Annotated in this window: 13 protein-coding genes; 5 read left to right on the plus strand and 8 right to left on the minus strand. The window is 61.7% G+C overall.

The window, feature by feature from the left end; translation table 11 throughout:
• The first annotated feature begins 391 nt into the window (after positions 1-391).
• From A8C75_RS13670 to A8C75_RS13685, 4 genes are read left to right on the plus strand one after another with little or no spacing between them, the layout of a single operon-like run.
• Positions 392-2,326: a bifunctional 5-dehydro-2-deoxygluconokinase/5-dehydro-2-deoxyphosphogluconate aldolase gene (locus A8C75_RS13670; RefSeq protein ID WP_067383343.1), complete on the plus strand. Its 1,935-nt coding sequence runs from the start codon at positions 392-394 to the stop codon at positions 2,324-2,326.
• A 16-nt stretch (positions 2,327-2,342) separates the two neighbouring features.
• Positions 2,343-4,193, plus strand: a complete 1,851-nt coding sequence (iolD, locus tag A8C75_RS13675) for a 3D-(3,5/4)-trihydroxycyclohexane-1,2-dione acylhydrolase (decyclizing) (protein WP_067383347.1) — start codon at positions 2,343-2,345, stop codon at positions 4,191-4,193.
• Positions 4,194-4,238: 45 nt separating this feature from the next.
• Positions 4,239-5,138 (plus strand): myo-inosose-2 dehydratase, encoded by a 900-nt coding sequence (gene iolE, locus A8C75_RS13680; protein WP_067383350.1) that lies wholly within the window; start codon positions 4,239-4,241, stop codon positions 5,136-5,138.
• Positions 5,139-5,182: 44 nt separating this feature from the next.
• On the plus strand, positions 5,183-6,685 hold the full coding sequence (locus A8C75_RS13685) for a CoA-acylating methylmalonate-semialdehyde dehydrogenase (RefSeq protein ID WP_067383354.1): 1,503 nt from the start codon (positions 5,183-5,185) through the stop codon (positions 6,683-6,685).
• A 162-nt stretch (positions 6,686-6,847) separates the two neighbouring features.
• Here A8C75_RS13685 and A8C75_RS13690 read toward each other — a convergent pair whose 3' ends face one another.
• A complete protein-coding gene (locus A8C75_RS13690; protein ID WP_067383357.1) occupies positions 6,848-7,393 on the minus strand; it encodes a glutathione peroxidase in 546 nt (181 codons plus the stop codon).
• 231 nt (positions 7,394-7,624) lie between these two features.
• On the opposite strand from A8C75_RS13690, the gene A8C75_RS13695 reads away from it, so the two are divergent.
• The gene (locus tag A8C75_RS13695; protein WP_067383360.1) at positions 7,625-7,963 is read left to right on the plus strand and encodes a DUF2956 domain-containing protein; all 339 of its coding nucleotides are present in this window, start codon (positions 7,625-7,627) and stop codon (positions 7,961-7,963) included.
• 28 nt (positions 7,964-7,991) lie between these two features.
• Here A8C75_RS13695 and A8C75_RS13700 read toward each other — a convergent pair whose 3' ends face one another.
• Genes A8C75_RS13700 through btuB form a run of 7 tightly spaced genes read right to left on the minus strand, consistent with a single transcriptional unit; the run spans position 7,992 to position 15,134 of the window.
• Complete coding sequence (locus A8C75_RS13700; protein ID WP_067383363.1) at positions 7,992-9,449, minus strand: cobyric acid synthase; 1,458 nt, start codon at positions 9,447-9,449, stop codon at positions 7,992-7,994.
• A 14-nt stretch (positions 9,450-9,463) separates the two neighbouring features.
• Entirely contained in the window at positions 9,464-10,447 is a 984-nt protein-coding gene (cobD, locus tag A8C75_RS13705) for a threonine-phosphate decarboxylase CobD (protein ID WP_067383366.1), read from the minus strand.
• Between the two features lie 15 nt (positions 10,448-10,462).
• Positions 10,463-11,437 carry an adenosylcobinamide-phosphate synthase CbiB gene (gene cbiB, locus A8C75_RS13710; RefSeq protein ID WP_227819923.1) on the minus strand — a complete coding sequence of 325 codons (975 nt, stop codon included), beginning with the start codon at positions 11,435-11,437 and terminating at the stop codon, positions 10,463-10,465.
• Positions 11,437-12,090, minus strand: a complete 654-nt coding sequence (bluB, locus tag A8C75_RS13715; protein ID WP_067383368.1) for a 5,6-dimethylbenzimidazole synthase — start codon at positions 12,088-12,090, stop codon at positions 11,437-11,439. The genes cbiB and bluB overlap by 1 nt, the downstream gene beginning before the upstream one ends.
• 7 nt (positions 12,091-12,097) lie before the next feature.
• Positions 12,098-12,760: a cob(I)yrinic acid a,c-diamide adenosyltransferase gene (gene cobO, locus A8C75_RS13720; protein ID WP_067383371.1), complete on the minus strand. Its 663-nt coding sequence runs from the start codon at positions 12,758-12,760 to the stop codon at positions 12,098-12,100.
• Positions 12,757-13,338 carry a cobalamin ABC transporter gene (locus A8C75_RS13725; protein ID WP_067383374.1) on the minus strand — a complete coding sequence of 194 codons (582 nt, stop codon included), beginning with the start codon at positions 13,336-13,338 and terminating at the stop codon, positions 12,757-12,759. Before A8C75_RS13725 ends, cobO begins: the two co-directional genes overlap by 4 nt.
• A gap of 14 nt (positions 13,339-13,352) precedes the next feature.
• Positions 13,353-15,134 carry a TonB-dependent vitamin B12 receptor gene (gene btuB, locus A8C75_RS13730; protein WP_067383377.1) on the minus strand — a complete coding sequence of 594 codons (1,782 nt, stop codon included), beginning with the start codon at positions 15,132-15,134 and terminating at the stop codon, positions 13,353-13,355.
• Positions 15,135-15,246: the final 112 nt, after the last annotated feature.

Genomic DNA, 15,246 nt, shown 5'->3' on the forward strand with positions numbered 1-15,246 from the left:
TCAATATTTACAGAATATTTATTCCATATCAGGCTCCACTGTACGCTCGTTTACACCCACAGGCTCCCCTTATATAGCCAGATACCGCTGCCTGGCCGACCACGCGCCCTCGGCGCTGTGCCGCTGACGTCATTTTACAGGCCAAAATAAAAAATATTTTCCATTCTGTTGCTGTTATAGAATTTTTATTCTATTCTCGATCCAGACACTCACTACTGAAAGCTCACAGAGCCCGTGGGAGTACCGCACAGCTTGCCCATGACCGCCACTAGAGCCCTATAGTCGGTCATACTGAATAGCGAGCTGCCGGCAACAGATTTGGAATACTTGGTTTCAAATTACGACAATAAGCACAGCCGCCGTGGGACGCACGGCCCAGGAGCATCACCCTATGAGCAATTTCAGCGCCAGCAGCGCAGACCGGCCACTGGATGTCATCTGCCTTGGCAGAGCCGCCGTGGATCTGTACGGCGAACAGATTGGCAGCCGTCTGGAAGACATGTCCGGCTTTGCCAAATACCTGGGCGGCTCATCGGCCAACATCGCCTTTGGTACTGCACGCCTGGGTCTCAAATCCGCCATGCTGACGCGGGTGGGCGATGAACATATGGGGCGCTTTGTACGCGAAGAGCTGGCCCGCGCCGGTGTTGATGTCAGCCATGTAAAGACAGACCCCGAACGTCATACCGGCCTGGTGATTCTGGGTATCAAGGATCAGGAAACCTTCCCGCTGATCTTTTACCGTCGTGATTGCGCCGACATGGCGATAAGCCAGGATGACTTCTCGCCCGAGTTCATTGCCTCCAGCCGTGCCCTGCTGATTACCGGCACCCACTTTTCCACCGAGCAGACCTACGCCGCCAGCAAGATGGCCATGGAACACGCCCGTGCCGCCGGTACCCGCGTCATTCTGGATATCGATTACCGCCCGGTGCTCTGGGGCCTCACCGGTATAGGAGAAGGCGAAAACCGCTTCGTCTCCGATGACAGCGTCAGCGCCCACCTGCAAACCGTGCTGCCCTACTGCAACCTGATCGTGGGTACCGAGGAAGAAGTGCATATCGCCGGTGGCAGCACCGACACCATCAGCGCGCTGAAGAAAATCCGCGAGCTGAGCGATGCCACCATCGTGCTCAAGCTCGGCGCCCTGGGCTGCACCGTACTGGAAGGCGCTATCCCCGACAGCATGGACAGCTTCGATGTCTTCACCGGCGTACGGGTCGCTGTACTCAATGTGCTGGGTGCTGGCGATGCCTTTATGTCGGGCTACCTGCGCGGTTACCTGCGTGATGAAAGCCCCGAGCGTTGCTGCGCCTACGCCAATGCCTGTGGCGCTCTGGTCGTATCACGCCACGGCTGCGCACCGGCCATCCCCAGTGGCGAGGAACTGGACTACTACCTGCAGCACGCCCATGAAATCCCGCGCCCGGATCAGGATACGGAGCTCAACTACCTGCACCGCGTGACGACCCGCAGCAATGGCGACTGGAGCGAAATTTGCGGCCTGGCGTTTGATCACCGCAAGCAGCTGTTCGATATGGCCAAGGCTGTAGGTACGGACCCTGCGCGCATCAAATCCCTCAAGCGTTTGCTGGTGCAGGCAGCCCGTCGCGGCGCTGACACCGCAGGCCTTAATGGTAATGTCGGCGTACTGATCGACGATACTTACGGCCAGGATGCCCTCAACGATGTCACCGGCCAGGGCTGGTGGATCGGTCGCCCGGTGGAGCTGCCCTCGTCCCTCCCGATCGAACTCGAAGGCGGTCGCTCCATTGGCTCACGCCTGCACGAATGGCCCCGTGAACACGTGGTGAAGTGCCTGATTTTCTACCATCCGGATCACGCCATCGAGACCCGTCTGGCCCAGGAACGCCAGGCCATGGAGCTGTACAAGGCCTGCTGCGCCTCCGGCCACGAACTGCTGCTGGAACTGATTCCGCCCAGGGACATGCCCCAGGATGACAGCACCCTGGCACGCTCCATCGCCCGTTTCTACAACCTGGGTATCCGCCCGGACTGGTGGAAGCTGCCCTCGCCGAGTCGCAGCGCCTGGGCACAGATCAGCGACCTGATCAAAACCCGTGCGCCCCATTGCCGTGGCGTGGTACTGCTGGGTCTGGATGCACCGATCGACGAGATCCGCCAGGGTTTTAATAACACTGCAGGCTTTGATATCTGCAAGGGCTTCACCATTGGCCGCACCCTCTGGGCGAAGGAAAGCCGCCAGTGGCTGGCCGGCGAAATCGATGATGAAGGCCTGATCAAGGGCGTCAGCAACAACTACCTGCAACTGATTCAGTACTGGCGCGAGCGCACAGCCAATTAAGGCGGAGAAAGAACCCATGAAAACAATCAGACTCACCATGGCGCAGGCCGTCATTCGCTATCTGACGGCACAGAAAGTGCTGATCGACGGTGAACTCAAGCCCATGTTCGCCGGTTGCTGGGCCATCTTCGGCCACGGCAATGTGGCGGGCCTTGGCGAAGCGCTCTACCAGGTGCAGGATCAGCTGCCCACCTACCGCGCCCACAACGAGCAAGGCATGGCCCACGCCGCCATCGCCTATGCCAAGACGCTGAACCGCCGGCAGATGATGGCCTGCACCGCCTCCGCAGGCCCCGGTGCCGTCAATATGGTAACCGCCGCCGCCGTGGCCCACGTCAACCGCCTGCCGGTGCTCTTCCTGCCGGGAGATACCTTCGCCACCCGTCTGCCTGACCCGGTACTGCAGCAGGTCGAGAACTTTCACGACCATACGCTGACGTCCAACGACTGTTTCAAGCCGGTGAGCCGCTTTTTCGATCGCATCACCCGCCCTGAGCAGCTGCTGACCTCCCTGCCCCAGGCCATGCGTGTGCTGACAGATCCGATCGAATGCGGGCCTGTGACCCTGGCGCTGCCGCAGGACGTGCAGACCATGGCCTATGACTATCCGGAGCATTTCTTTGACGAGAAACTGCACCAGCTGCGCCGTCAGGCGCCGGATACACGGGAACTGGAAGACGCCATCGCCCTGATTCGCCAGGCCAAAAAGCCGCTGCTGATCGCAGGCGGCGGCGTGCACTACTCGGGCGCCCTGGCAGAACTGGATGCACTGGTCACCCGCTTCAACCTTCCGGTGGGGGAAACCCAGGCCGGCAAGGGCGCCCTGCCCTGGGACCATGAACGTAATATGGGCACCGTGGGTGTCACAGGTGCTGCCTCCACCAATGCACTGGCGGCCGAAGCCGACCTGATCATTGCCGTGGGTACCCGCCTGGGCGATTTCGCCACGGGTTCGCGCGCCCTGATCAACCCGAACGCCAAACTGCTGTGCCTTAACGTCGCCTCCTTTGATGCCATCAAACACAGGGCGCTGCCGCTGGTCGGCGATGCCAAACTGGCGCTGCCCCTGCTGGAAGCGGGCCTGAATGGCTGGCAGCCAGAAGGTAACTGGATCGAGAAAGCGGCCGCGCTTCGCCTGCAGTGGAATCACTCAGTGGACGTGGCCACCACGGATAGAGGCACCAACCTGCCCACCGATGCCGAAGTGGTGGGTGCGGTAAACCGCGCCGCCGGCGAAAAGGACATAGTAGTCTGCGCCGCCGGCGGCCTGCCGGGCGAGCTGCAAAAGCTGTGGCGTACCCGCTTTGATCGCGGCTACCACATGGAATACGGCTATTCCTGCATGGGGTACGAGCTGGCGGGAGGTCTGGGCGCCAAGATGGCCAAGCCCGATTCCGAGATCTTCGTCATGGTGGGGGATGGCTCCTACCTGATGCTCAACTCCGAAATCGCCACCTCGGTGATGCTGGGCCACAAGATCGTCATGGTGGTGCTGGATAACCGCGGCTTTGGCTGTATCCACCGTCTGCAGCAGTTCTGTGGCGGCCCCGGCTTTAACAATATGCTGCAAGACTGCCTCAGCGTTGAAGGTGGCGCACCCAAAACCGATTTCGCCGCCCACGCCCGGGCACTCGGTGCCAAGGCTGAAAAGGTCGGCAATATTCAGGAACTGGAAGCGGCCCTTGAGCGCGCCAAGGCCTCGCCGATCAGCTACCTGATCACCCTGGATACCGATGTCGTCAATGCCGTCGAGGAAGGCGGTTCCTGGTGGGATGTCGCTGTGCCCGAGGTATCGCCGCGCGAACAGGTAATGGAAGCGCGCCGGCGCTACGAGGCCTTCAAGGCCCGTCAGTTGCAGAACATATAGCACTCGATAACAAACAATCTAATTGCTGCGATTTTGGAGAACAGAATGAGTGTACGCATTGGTATCAACCCGCTGACCTGGACCAACGATGACATGCCGGCGCTGGGCGCCGACACTTCGCTGGACACCTGCCTCACCGAAGGCAAACAGGCCGGTTACGCAGGCTTTGAGCTGGGCCAGAAATTCCCCCGCACCCCCGAAGCCCTGGGCCCAATTCTGGACAGCCACGGTCTGAGCCTGGTCTCCGGCTGGTACAGCAGCGAACTGCTGAACCGCAGCGCCGAAGATGAAATCGCTGCGCTGCAGGGTCACCTGACACTGCTCAAGTCCCTCGGCGCCAAGGTCATGGTGTTCTGCGAAGTCACCGGCTGCGTGCACGGCCAGATCGAAACCCCGGTCACCCAGCGCCCGGTGATGAACGATGCCCAGTGGACCTTGTTCCTTGAACGCCTGGATACCGTGGCCGAATACTGCCTCGCCCAGGGCGTACGCCTGGCGTACCACCACCATATGGGCACCGTGATCGAAACCGAAGCCGAAGTCGACCGCCTGATGGCCGGCACCTCCGATGCTCTGGGCTTGCTGCTCGACACCGGCCACCTGACCTACGCCGGCGGTGACCCGCTGGCCGTACAGCAGCGCCACGCGGCCCGTATCTGCCATGTGCATTGCAAGGATATCCGTCCCGAGATCATGCGCGATGCCAAAAACCGTGACCTGAGCTTCCTCAGCGCCATGCTCAACGGTGTTTTCACCGTGCCGGGCGATGGCTTTATTGACTACGAAACCCTGTTCAAGGCCCTCAAGGCCAGCGGCTACGAAGGCTGGCTGGTGGTTGAGGCCGAACAGGACCCGAGCGTGGCGCACCCGCTGACCTACGCGACCCTGGGCCGCAATCACCTGCAGCGCTTTTGTGACAACGCCGGACTCGAAATCCGCAGCTAATACGCGCCTGCGGGCACTCACTGACACGATTAAAAGGAAACAACATGAAAACTCTGGGCAACTACATCAACTGCGAACATGTCGCCAGCCAGAGCGGCCGCACCGCGACCGTCTATAACCCGGCCACCGGCGAGCCAAGCATGCAGGTCGCGCTTTCCAGTGCCGACGAAACCCGCGCCGCCATCGCCTCGGCGGAAGAGGCGCTGCAGGGCTGGAGCAAGGTATCTCCGCTGAACCGCGCCCGCGTCATGTTCAAGTTCAAGGCACTGATCGAAGAACACGCCGACGAAATTGCCGCCATGATCACCGCCGAGCACGGCAAGGTGTTCTCCGATGCCAAGGGCGAGCTGACCCGCGGTCTGGAAGTGGTGGAATTTGCCTGCGGTATTCCGCACCTGCTCAAGGGCGAGCACAGCCTGAACGTCGGCCGTGGCGTGGACAGCTACTCCAAGATGCAGCCGGTGGGCGTTTGCGCGGGCATAAGCCCGTTCAACTTCCCCGCCATGGTGCCCATGTGGATGTTCCCGGTCGCCATCGCCTGCGGCAACACCTTCGTGATGAAGCCGTCCGAGAAGGACCCCAGCACTACCTACCGCCTGGCAGAACTGCTGGCTGAAGCGGGTCTGCCCAAGGGTGTATTCAACATCGTTAACGGCGACAAGGAAGCCGTTGATGTACTGCTGACTGACCCGCGCGTAGGCGCCGTCAGCTTTGTGGGCTCCACCCCCATCGCCGAATACATCTACCAGACCGCCAGCGAACACGGCAAGCGCGTACAGGCACTGGGCGGTGCCAAGAACCATATGGTAATAATGCCGGACGCCGATCCCGAGCAGGTGGTTCACTCCCTCATGGGCGCCGCCTACGGTTCTGCCGGCGAGCGCTGCATGGCCATCTCGGTAGCGGTATGCGTGGGTGATGAAGTCGCGGATAACCTGATTCATCGCCTGGGCGAAGAAATCGCCACCATGCGCGTAGGCCCCGGTGTCGGCCTGCCGGAAGAAGCCCATATGGGCCCACTGATCACCAAAGAGCACGCCGCCAAGGTCAAGGGTTACATTGACTCGGGCGTTGAAGACGGTGCCACCCTGGTGATCGATGGGCGCGAATTTGTCGCCGAAGGCCATGAGAACGGTTACTTCGTAGGCCCGACCCTGTTCGACAAGGTCCGCCCCGGCATGCGCATCTATGACGAAGAGATCTTCGGACCCGTGCTGTCCGTGGTACGCGTCGACACTTATAGCGACGCAGTTAAGCTGATCAATGATCACGAGTACGGCAACGGCACCGCCATCTTTACCCGCGATGGCGACAGCGCCCGTCAGTTCTGTGAGGAAATCCAGGTGGGCATGGTCGGTGTCAACGTCCCCATCCCGGTACCCATGGCCTTCCACAGCTTTGGCGGCTGGAAGCGCTCCCTGTTTGGCCCGCTGCACATGCACGGCCCGGACGGTGTGCGCTTCTACACCAAGATGAAAACCATCACTGCACGCTGGCCCACAGGCCTGCGCGCCGGCGCCGAGTTCTCGATGCCGACGATGAAGTAAGACCCCGGAAAGGTCCCGCCTCGGCGGGGCCTGGCGTGAAAATCTCTGGCACTTTGCAGCCTGAGACCCACTTTGGAGCCCTCGTGGCTCCTTTTTTTGGTTTGAGCAACACGACCAGGTCTGCGCTGCAGGCTTAAGGCTTAAGGCTTAAGCCTTAAGCCTTCAATCCTGCAGCAGCGCTTCTATCTGTTCACGCAGGCGCACGCTTTGCGGCTGGGTGAGGCTGGAGAATTCCGCCACAAAGTCGCCGTTGCGATCGATCAGGTATTTATGAAAATTCCATTTGGGTACGGTACCGCTCACAGTGGCGAGGTTTTTCCAGAAGGGCGCGGCCGTCTCGCCCCGCACCGAGGTTTTGGCAAACATCGGAAAGCCCACGCTGTAGGTCGAGCGGCAGAAGTTCTGTATCTCCTGCTCGGAGCCCGGCTCCTGAGCACCAAAATCATTGGATGGGAACCCCAGCACCACCAGCCCCCGCTCACGGTATTCGTCATAGAGCGCCTCAAGGCCCTCATACTGGCCGGTAAAGGCGCACTTGCTGGCGGTATTCACCACCAGCAGCACTTTGTCGGGGTAGGCTTCACACAGATTCAGTTCGCTCTCGCCCGCCAACAGACGCAGATCATAGTCGAGCACAGTGCTGCATTCCCCCGCCAGCAGTGAGGAGCTAAACAAAAGTGCGGTTACTTCCGGTAAAAAACTGCGCATACGACAACATCTCCTGTGTTTTTCTGACAAGGCTCCGACCTGTGCCGGTGCCTGCATTGCCCTATCCCTGCTCGGCTGCAATTTATTACTTTTTGACGATGGCCTTTACGCAGACTAGCTCAATCCGGATCAGCGGCCCGGAATAGCATTTCATCATTGACCCCGCCGGGGTTCACAGTCACCGTAGGCCACTGAATAAACGGAACCGCACCGAAAACACAGAGATCACCGATGGTCAGATATTCCAAACAGAAGGCGCCCTCCCCCGAAACCCAGGACGAAGCCCAGAAGATTGCCCGCGCCACCCAGCAACCGGGGCAGACCAAAGAACAGACGAGGCTGATCGCCAAGGGCATTCAGCGCGGTATCGATGAGTACAAGAAGCAGCACAAGGCCAAATCGCGGGAACTGAACAAGCGGGTCAAGCAGGTAAAGGCCCAGGGCCAGACAGCAGACGCCGAGGAACAACCGCAAGAGACCGAATCCCCCGGGCGCCCCGCGCTGCTGCCCTGGATACTGCTGGTGCTGTCCTGGGTGCTGTTTGCGGGTTTTGTGATGCTCAAGCCCTGACGTCCAAGCAGCAACTTTATAGATCGAGCTAGAGCCCCAGCAACCGATCTACCGCGTTCAGATCCAGATGCGCTTCCAGGCAGTCCGCCAGGCGGTCGATGCCGGCCTCGCGCAGTGCCTGATAGTCGGGGCTTGCCGCCTCGCTAAAGCCCGCCCAGGCCAGCAGCGCATCGGTGGCACCGGCCTGGTCAAACAGACCATGCAGGTAGGTGCCAAGAATCTGATTATCCAGACTCAAAGCGCCTTCATCCCGGCCCTCGATCTGCAGCGCCGGGCGCTGCAGGCCCGGCCCCCAAGTAACGCCCAGGTGGATCTCGTATCCCGAAACGACAGCACCGTTGAGCGCCAGGGTGCCGGTGACGTTACGCAGCTGTTTGTGGGCCTCAAGTGTTGTTTCCAGTTCCAGCAAGCCCAGGCCTGCGCTGCTGCCGGGCGCGCCTTCGATCCCCAGCGGGTCATGCACCTGCCGGCCCAGCATCTGGTAGCCACCACAGATGCCGATCAGCTTGCCGCCGTAGCGCAGATGACGCTGAATCCGTGCCTCCCAGCCCTGGGCGCGCAACCAGTGCAGGTCGCTGCGCACGGACTTGGAACCGGGCAGGATAATCAGGTCGGCGGGGCCCGGGGTTTCGCCGGGGCCGACAAACTCGAAATCGACCTGCGGGTGCAGGCGCAGCGCATCAAAGTCGGTGTGGTTGCTGATATGGGGCAGCACCGGTACCTGCACCCGCAGACAGGCCCCCTCGGGCCTGGCGTAATGATCCCGCGGCAGTGCATCTTCGGCTTCCAGGTGCAGGCCATGCAGATAGGGCAAAACCCCCAGCACCGGCTTGCCGGTGCGCGCTTCCAGCCAGTCGAGCCCCGACTGCAACAGCGCTATATCACCGCGAAAGCGATTGATCACAAAGCCCGCCACCCGCGCCTGCTCGGTTTCACTCAGCAGTTCCAGGGTACCCACCAGGTGGGCAAAGACGCCGCCACGATCGATATCCGCGATCAGGATCACCGGGCAATCCACCGCCTCGGCAAAACCCATGTTGGCGATATCCCGGTCACGCAGATTGATCTCGGCGGGGGATCCCGCCCCCTCCACCACCACCGCGCGATACTGCTCACACAGGCGGTCGTGGGAATCGAGCACCGCCTGCATCGCCACCGTCTTGTAGTCGTGGTAGATACCGGCTTCCATGTTGGCGATGGCGTGGCCGTGGATAATCACCTGGGCCCCGGTATCGGAATTGGGTTTGAGCAGCACCGGGTTCATGTCGGTATGGGGTGCCAGGTAACAGGCCTGGGCCTGTACCGCCTGGGCCCGTCCAATCTCGCCACCATCCACCGTTACGGCACTGTTAAGCGCCATGTTCTGGGGCTTGAACGGCGCCACGGCGATACCCCGACGCGCCAGTACACGGCACAGGCCCGCGACCAAAGTGCTCTTGCCCGCATCGGAGGTAGTCCCCTGGATCATCAGGGTGTTGCTAATCATAGCTGTTGTGAGGCTCATGCATGTATCTCCTTCAGGGCTGCATCCAGCCTGGCCCAGCCCGTTTCGTCCGGCGGCAGCCCAAAACGCAGGCTCGCGGGCACATCAAATTCCCGTGTCAAAATGGCCCGCTGCGCCAGCTCCGCATGCAGATGCGCAGCATCGGCGGCAGGAACCCACTGAAACAGGGCGCAGCCGCCAGCGGGCGTCAGATGATGGCGCTGCAACAGCGCGGCCAGGCGATTGCTCTGCTGCGCGAGCTGCAGGCGCATCGTCTCCTGCCAGACACGATCACCCAGGGCCTGGGTGGCCACCGCCCGAGCCGGGCCCGACAGCGCCCAGGGTCCGAGCAGTTCGCGCAACGGCTGCAGAATCTCGGGCTGTGCCAGTACAAAGCCGACGCGAATACCCGCCAGGCCAAAAAACTTGCCCACCGAGCGCAGCACTATAAGCCCCGGCAGCCCCACATAGGTTGCCAGGCTCGTCTCGGGTGTGGCATCGATAAAGGCTTCGTCCAGCACCAGCCAGCCGCCACGGGCCGCCAGTTGCTGCTGCCAGCCAAAAAGCTCATCGGCACTGAAGCGCTCGCCACAGGGATTGCCCGGATGAATCAGCACCAGCACATCAGACGCCGGCGGACTCTCTCGCAGCTCGCGGGCGGATACCGGCTGCACCTCATGGCCCGCCAGACACCAGGCCTGCTGATGCTCCTGGTAGCCCGGCGACATCACCTGCACCCGACAGGGGGCGCGCAACCTCGGCAGCGCCTGAATGGCCGCCTGGGAACCGGCCACCGGTAACAGACTATCGCAGCCATAATAGGCAGCCGCGGCCGCTTCCAGGCCATCATCATCTTCCGGCAGACGCGCCCAGCAGTGCGGATCCAGTGCCGGCACAGGCCAGGCATGGGGGTTCAGGCCCGTCGACAGATCCAGCCAGCGCTGCAGCGCGATCCCCTGCTGTACCGCCGCCCGGCGCAGCCGTCCACCGTGTTGCAGCATCTTTAAGCTCCATTATCAGGTTTCAATCAACAGTCCTAAGGCCAGCAGCACCAGAAGCCAGAGCCCGACACTGTGGCGCACCAGCCGCAAGGCCCGGGGGATGTCTTCAGGCACGGGCTCTGCCCCCTGCCCGAGCCAGGGCTTTTGCAGCCACTGGCCACGGTAGCGTGCCGGCCCGCCAAGACGAATGCCCAAAGCGCCGGCACCTGCGGCCATTACCGGGCCGCCGTTGGGGCTATCACAAGCCCCCGCCTGGGTGCGCCAGCAGCGCAACGCAATGCCGGTCTGGCCCAACAGCGCATAACTCAGCGCCGTCAGGCGGGCCGGCAGCCAGTTCAGGACATCGTCGATACGGGCACTGGCCCGGCCAAAATACAGGTAGCGCGGCGACCGGTAACCCCAGCTGGCATCCAGCGTATTGGCCAGGCGAAACAGCACCACACCGGGCAGGCCCGCCAGGGCAAACCAGAACAGGGCACCGAATACGGCATCGTTGCCATTTTCCAGAATTGACTCAATAGTTGATTTTTCAATATCCAGTGTTGCGGCGTCTCGACTGACTATTTGTGCTGCATAGTCCCGGGCTGTCGCTTCTTCGCCCTGTTGCAAGGCTCTGAACACCGGTTGTGCATGATCGTGCAAACTGCGATGTCCCAGCGCCCAGTACAGTCCCAGCACTGCGGTCAGCTCCGCCAGCAGCGGTACGCCGGACAGCCACCAGGCCAGCACAATCCAGGGCACCAGCAACAGCAACCAGGCCGCAGCACCACTGCAAATCTGGGCCCTGCTGCCCTGCCCCCAGCGACCCTGAAATACCTGCTCAAGCCGGGCAGCAAGGCGCCCGAAGGCCACCAGCGGATGCCAGCGCAGCGGCGGCTCGCCCAGAACCCAGTCCAGCACAACCGCCGCCAGCATGATCAAGGCCGTCGTGAGCAGATCGCCCGAATGCCAGCCATCGCCCGTAAACAGGCCCTGCATTTGGCTCTGCATTAGTCCCTGCCCCAGCCATCGGTGGACAGCAGATCGCACAGCGGTCGGGGTTCAGCCCAGCCGCTGTCCTGCAACATTGGCCTGGGATAAAAGGCATCAACCTGCCCCAGACAGAGCACGGCGACGGGCTGACTGCCCGCAGGCATGCCAAGCAAATCGGCCAGGGCAACAGGATCGAACAGCGACACCCAGCCCATGCCAAGGCCTTCGGCGCGGGCAGCCAGCCAGAGGTTCTGGATGGCACAGGATACCGAGGCCAGATCCATTTCCGGCAGGGTACGGCGGCCGAATACATGGGCTTCGCGCTGATCCGCCAGTGCCACCACCAGCAGCTCGCCGCATTCGCGCACGCCTTCCACCTTGAGGCGCATGAATTCCTCTTCCCGCTCCCCCAGCGCCCGGGCGGTATTGCAGCGCTCCTGCTCCACCAGCCCAGCAATAGCCGTGCGCAGCGTGGCATCGCAGATACGGATAAAGCGCCAGGGCTGCATCAGGCCCACACTGGGCGCGCAGTGCGCCGCCTCCAATAGGCGCGCCAGCACCTCGGCTGCCACAGCACCGGGTACAAAATGCCGCATGTCACGCCGCTCGCGAATGGCGCGATAAACCGCATCGCGCTCGGCGTCGCTGAAGCGTTGATCGGGGCGGGTCATGGCTATATTAAAGTTCGATACCGTGCTGGGCTTTGATGCCGGCTCTAAAGGCGTGCTTGACATCGCCCATCTCGGTGACCGTATCGGCGATTTCAATCAGCTCGGCCGGCGCACCCCGCCCGGTGATGATCAGGTTCTGGTGTGCAGGCCGTGCCTGGGCCGCCTCGATCACCGCCGCCAAGGGCACATAGCCATACTTGAGGGCAATATTGAGTTCATCCAGCACCACCATATGAATGTCCGGATCGGACATCAGGCTGCGGGCGATATCAAAGGCCGCCATGGCCGCCGCGACATCCCGCTCCCGATCCTGAGTTTCCCAGGTAAAGCCCTCGCCCATCACGTGGTAGCTCACGCCTTCAAGCTTGCGAAAGAACGCTTCTTCGCCGGTGCTGAAGGCGCCCTTGATAAACTGCACCACACCCACACGCTGACCGTGCCCCAGGGCCCGTGCCACCATGCCAAAAGCCGAACTGCTCTTGCCCTTGCCATTGCCGGTCAGTACCACCACTATGCCGCGCACCGTATCGGCCCGGGCGATGGCGGCGTCCACCACACCCTTTTTGCGCTGCATGCGCTCTTGATGACGCTGTTCCTTCGCGGCCTGTTCAGAAGACTCAGCGGTCTGTCCAGCCACGTTTTCCGGCCCTGTGGATGTTGAATCGCTCATAAAATCTCCGTCTGATGACTATGACGCAGTTTTGCGGCCGACAACCAGGCGCCATGCAGCAGGGTCGTGAGGCCGATATAAAACGCCATGGATTGCAGGCTCAAAGGCCCGTAACGCAGCATGCGCTGGGCAAACTCTGCCAGAGTCGGGTCGGCGAAACGCCCCGAGAAGTAATAGTAGCTGCCGCTGGAAATCAGCTGGCACAGGGTGGAGGCCAGCAGCACGGACAGGATCAGCGGCACGAGCATCGACCACTGTGCCCGGTAGCGTTTCGCCAGCCACTGGCCCCCGAGCCAGAGCGCACCGTAGGCCGGCAGCAGCATCGGGTAGGATGCCGTGATACAGAGGTCCGCAGCCCCGGAGAGCCCGACCACCGACAGGTCAAGGGCTACCGCCTCGGCCATCAGGCCGGCGAAGGCCCAGCGGGAACGCAGGTAAAAGCCGGCGATAAAAAACAGCGCCCAGGAGGCGCTGGGAAGATTATCCAGGCTGGCAAAATGATGACCGCGGGAGGCGGCCATCAGCAGTGCCAGCCCCAGGCCCAGCACAAGCTGGGCACGGGAGCTGAGATTCAGCATTTACGCGCTCCTGATCAGGGCTGGTACGCCAGGGTAACGAACACTGTGCGGCCTTCCTCGTTGTAGGACGCCGCAGTTTCGTACTGGTCGTCAAACAGGTTGGCGACACGGGCCTGCACAGACCAGTCTTTGGCAACTGCATAGCGGGCACGCAGGTCCAGGGTGGTGAAACCGTCCATTTTTGTGCTGTTCGACAGATTGTCGTAGCGCGAGCCTTCCGTATGCAGGCTCGCCCCCAGCCCCAGGGCCCCGAACTGACGATCCAGATCCAGCTGCAGCGCCTCGCGGGGGCGACGCGGCAGATCATTGCCCGAATCGGTATCTTCGGGCTGCAGCAGGGTCAGATTGGCATTGAACCGCCAGTCGCCCAGGCTTTGGCTCAGCACGGTTTCAATACCGCGGATGCGGGCGTTTTGAATATTGGCCGGGCCAAAGATCGAGGAATCATAGGCGATCAGGTCGTCTATGCGCGTCTCGTAGACATTCAGGGACCAGCGACCGTTACCCACCGGGCCAGACAGGCCGACTTCCAGCGAGCGGGATTCTTCCGGCCCCAGGTTCGCATTGCCATAGCCCGGGTAGTACAGCTCGTTAAAGCTCGGCGCCTTGAAGGCCGTACCGTAACTGGCACTCAGGCGCAGGTCGTTGGCCAGCGCATAACCCCAAGCCAGGCTGCCGGTGTTGTAGCGGCCAAACTGCTCGTTGTCGTCACTGCGCAGGCTGGCGATCAGGTCATGCTGACCCATCGCGGTCTGATACTGGGCAAAGGCGCCTTTGTTGTCCCGTTCGGTGACACTGAAGGCTTCGGTACTGCTGACGTCATCTTTCTGGTAATCCAGACCCAGAGTCAGCAGATCCGACACGCCCAGAGCAATATCGTTCTGCCAGGAGACGTTGTCGCGCACCGTGTCAAAGCGACTGCTGAAAACACCGTTCAGGAAGCTGTCGGTATCATCCCAGCTGCGACCCAGCTGCAGGCTGGACTGCCAGCTGTCGGTCAGGGCCGTGGACAGGCGCAGACCCAGTACCTGCTGGCTGGATTCACCGGAGTTCTGAAAACTGCCATCGAAATCGGCTTCGCCGTCGGCGCGCAGCCAATGCAGCTCCACCTCGGAGCTTTCACCAAACTCACGCCCAGCCCGCAGCGTTACTGCGCGGTTATCGTAACCGTCGCTATCGGTTTCACCGTCCTGCTTGACGTCAAAGCCATCGGTGCTCAGGGCGCTGATTCCCAAGTTAAACCAGCCATCGGCGTCACCGCCCGACAGGCTCGCATTGCTGCGCAACGTATTGTGGCTACCGGCGGTGACACTGAAACGCGGCTTGATTTCACCGCTGCCCTTGCGGGTAAAGATCTGAATGACGCCGCCAATGGCTTCGGAGCCGTACAGGCTGGAACGAGGCCCACGCACGATCTCGATGCGCTCGACCTGGGACAGCGGCAGATCCTGGAAGGAATAGGTGCCCAGCGTTGCCGACCCCACCTTGATGCCATCAATCAGTACCAGCACATGGTCGGAATTGGTGCCGCGCAGAAACACGGAGGATGACTGGCCAAGACCGCCATTGTTGACCACCGACACCCCCGGCACAGTGCGCAGGATTTCCGGCAGCATCTGCGCCTGGCTGCGCTCGATATCCTCGCGGCTGATCACGGTGACCGAGGCCAGGGTCTCATCGGCGGTTTCGGCGGTACGGGTCGCGGTCACAACAACCGGATTCAGGGTGCTGGCCTGGTCGGCCAGTACCACGGAGGAACTCAGCAGCAGGGCTGCCGGGAAAGCATAAGACTTCATTTAACACAGATCCTTCCCGTGCTCACCCGCACGGCAATCAACAAAGAGAGAGGTAACACGGAAGGATAAAAACGAGGACGCGGCGCGCGGCAAAGGCCGGGCGCCTACGTGC

Origin of the sequence: Marinobacterium aestuarii, assembly GCF_001651805.1 — a bacterium.
GTDB classification, from domain to species: domain Bacteria; phylum Pseudomonadota; class Gammaproteobacteria; order Pseudomonadales; family Balneatricaceae; genus Marinobacterium_A; species Marinobacterium_A aestuarii.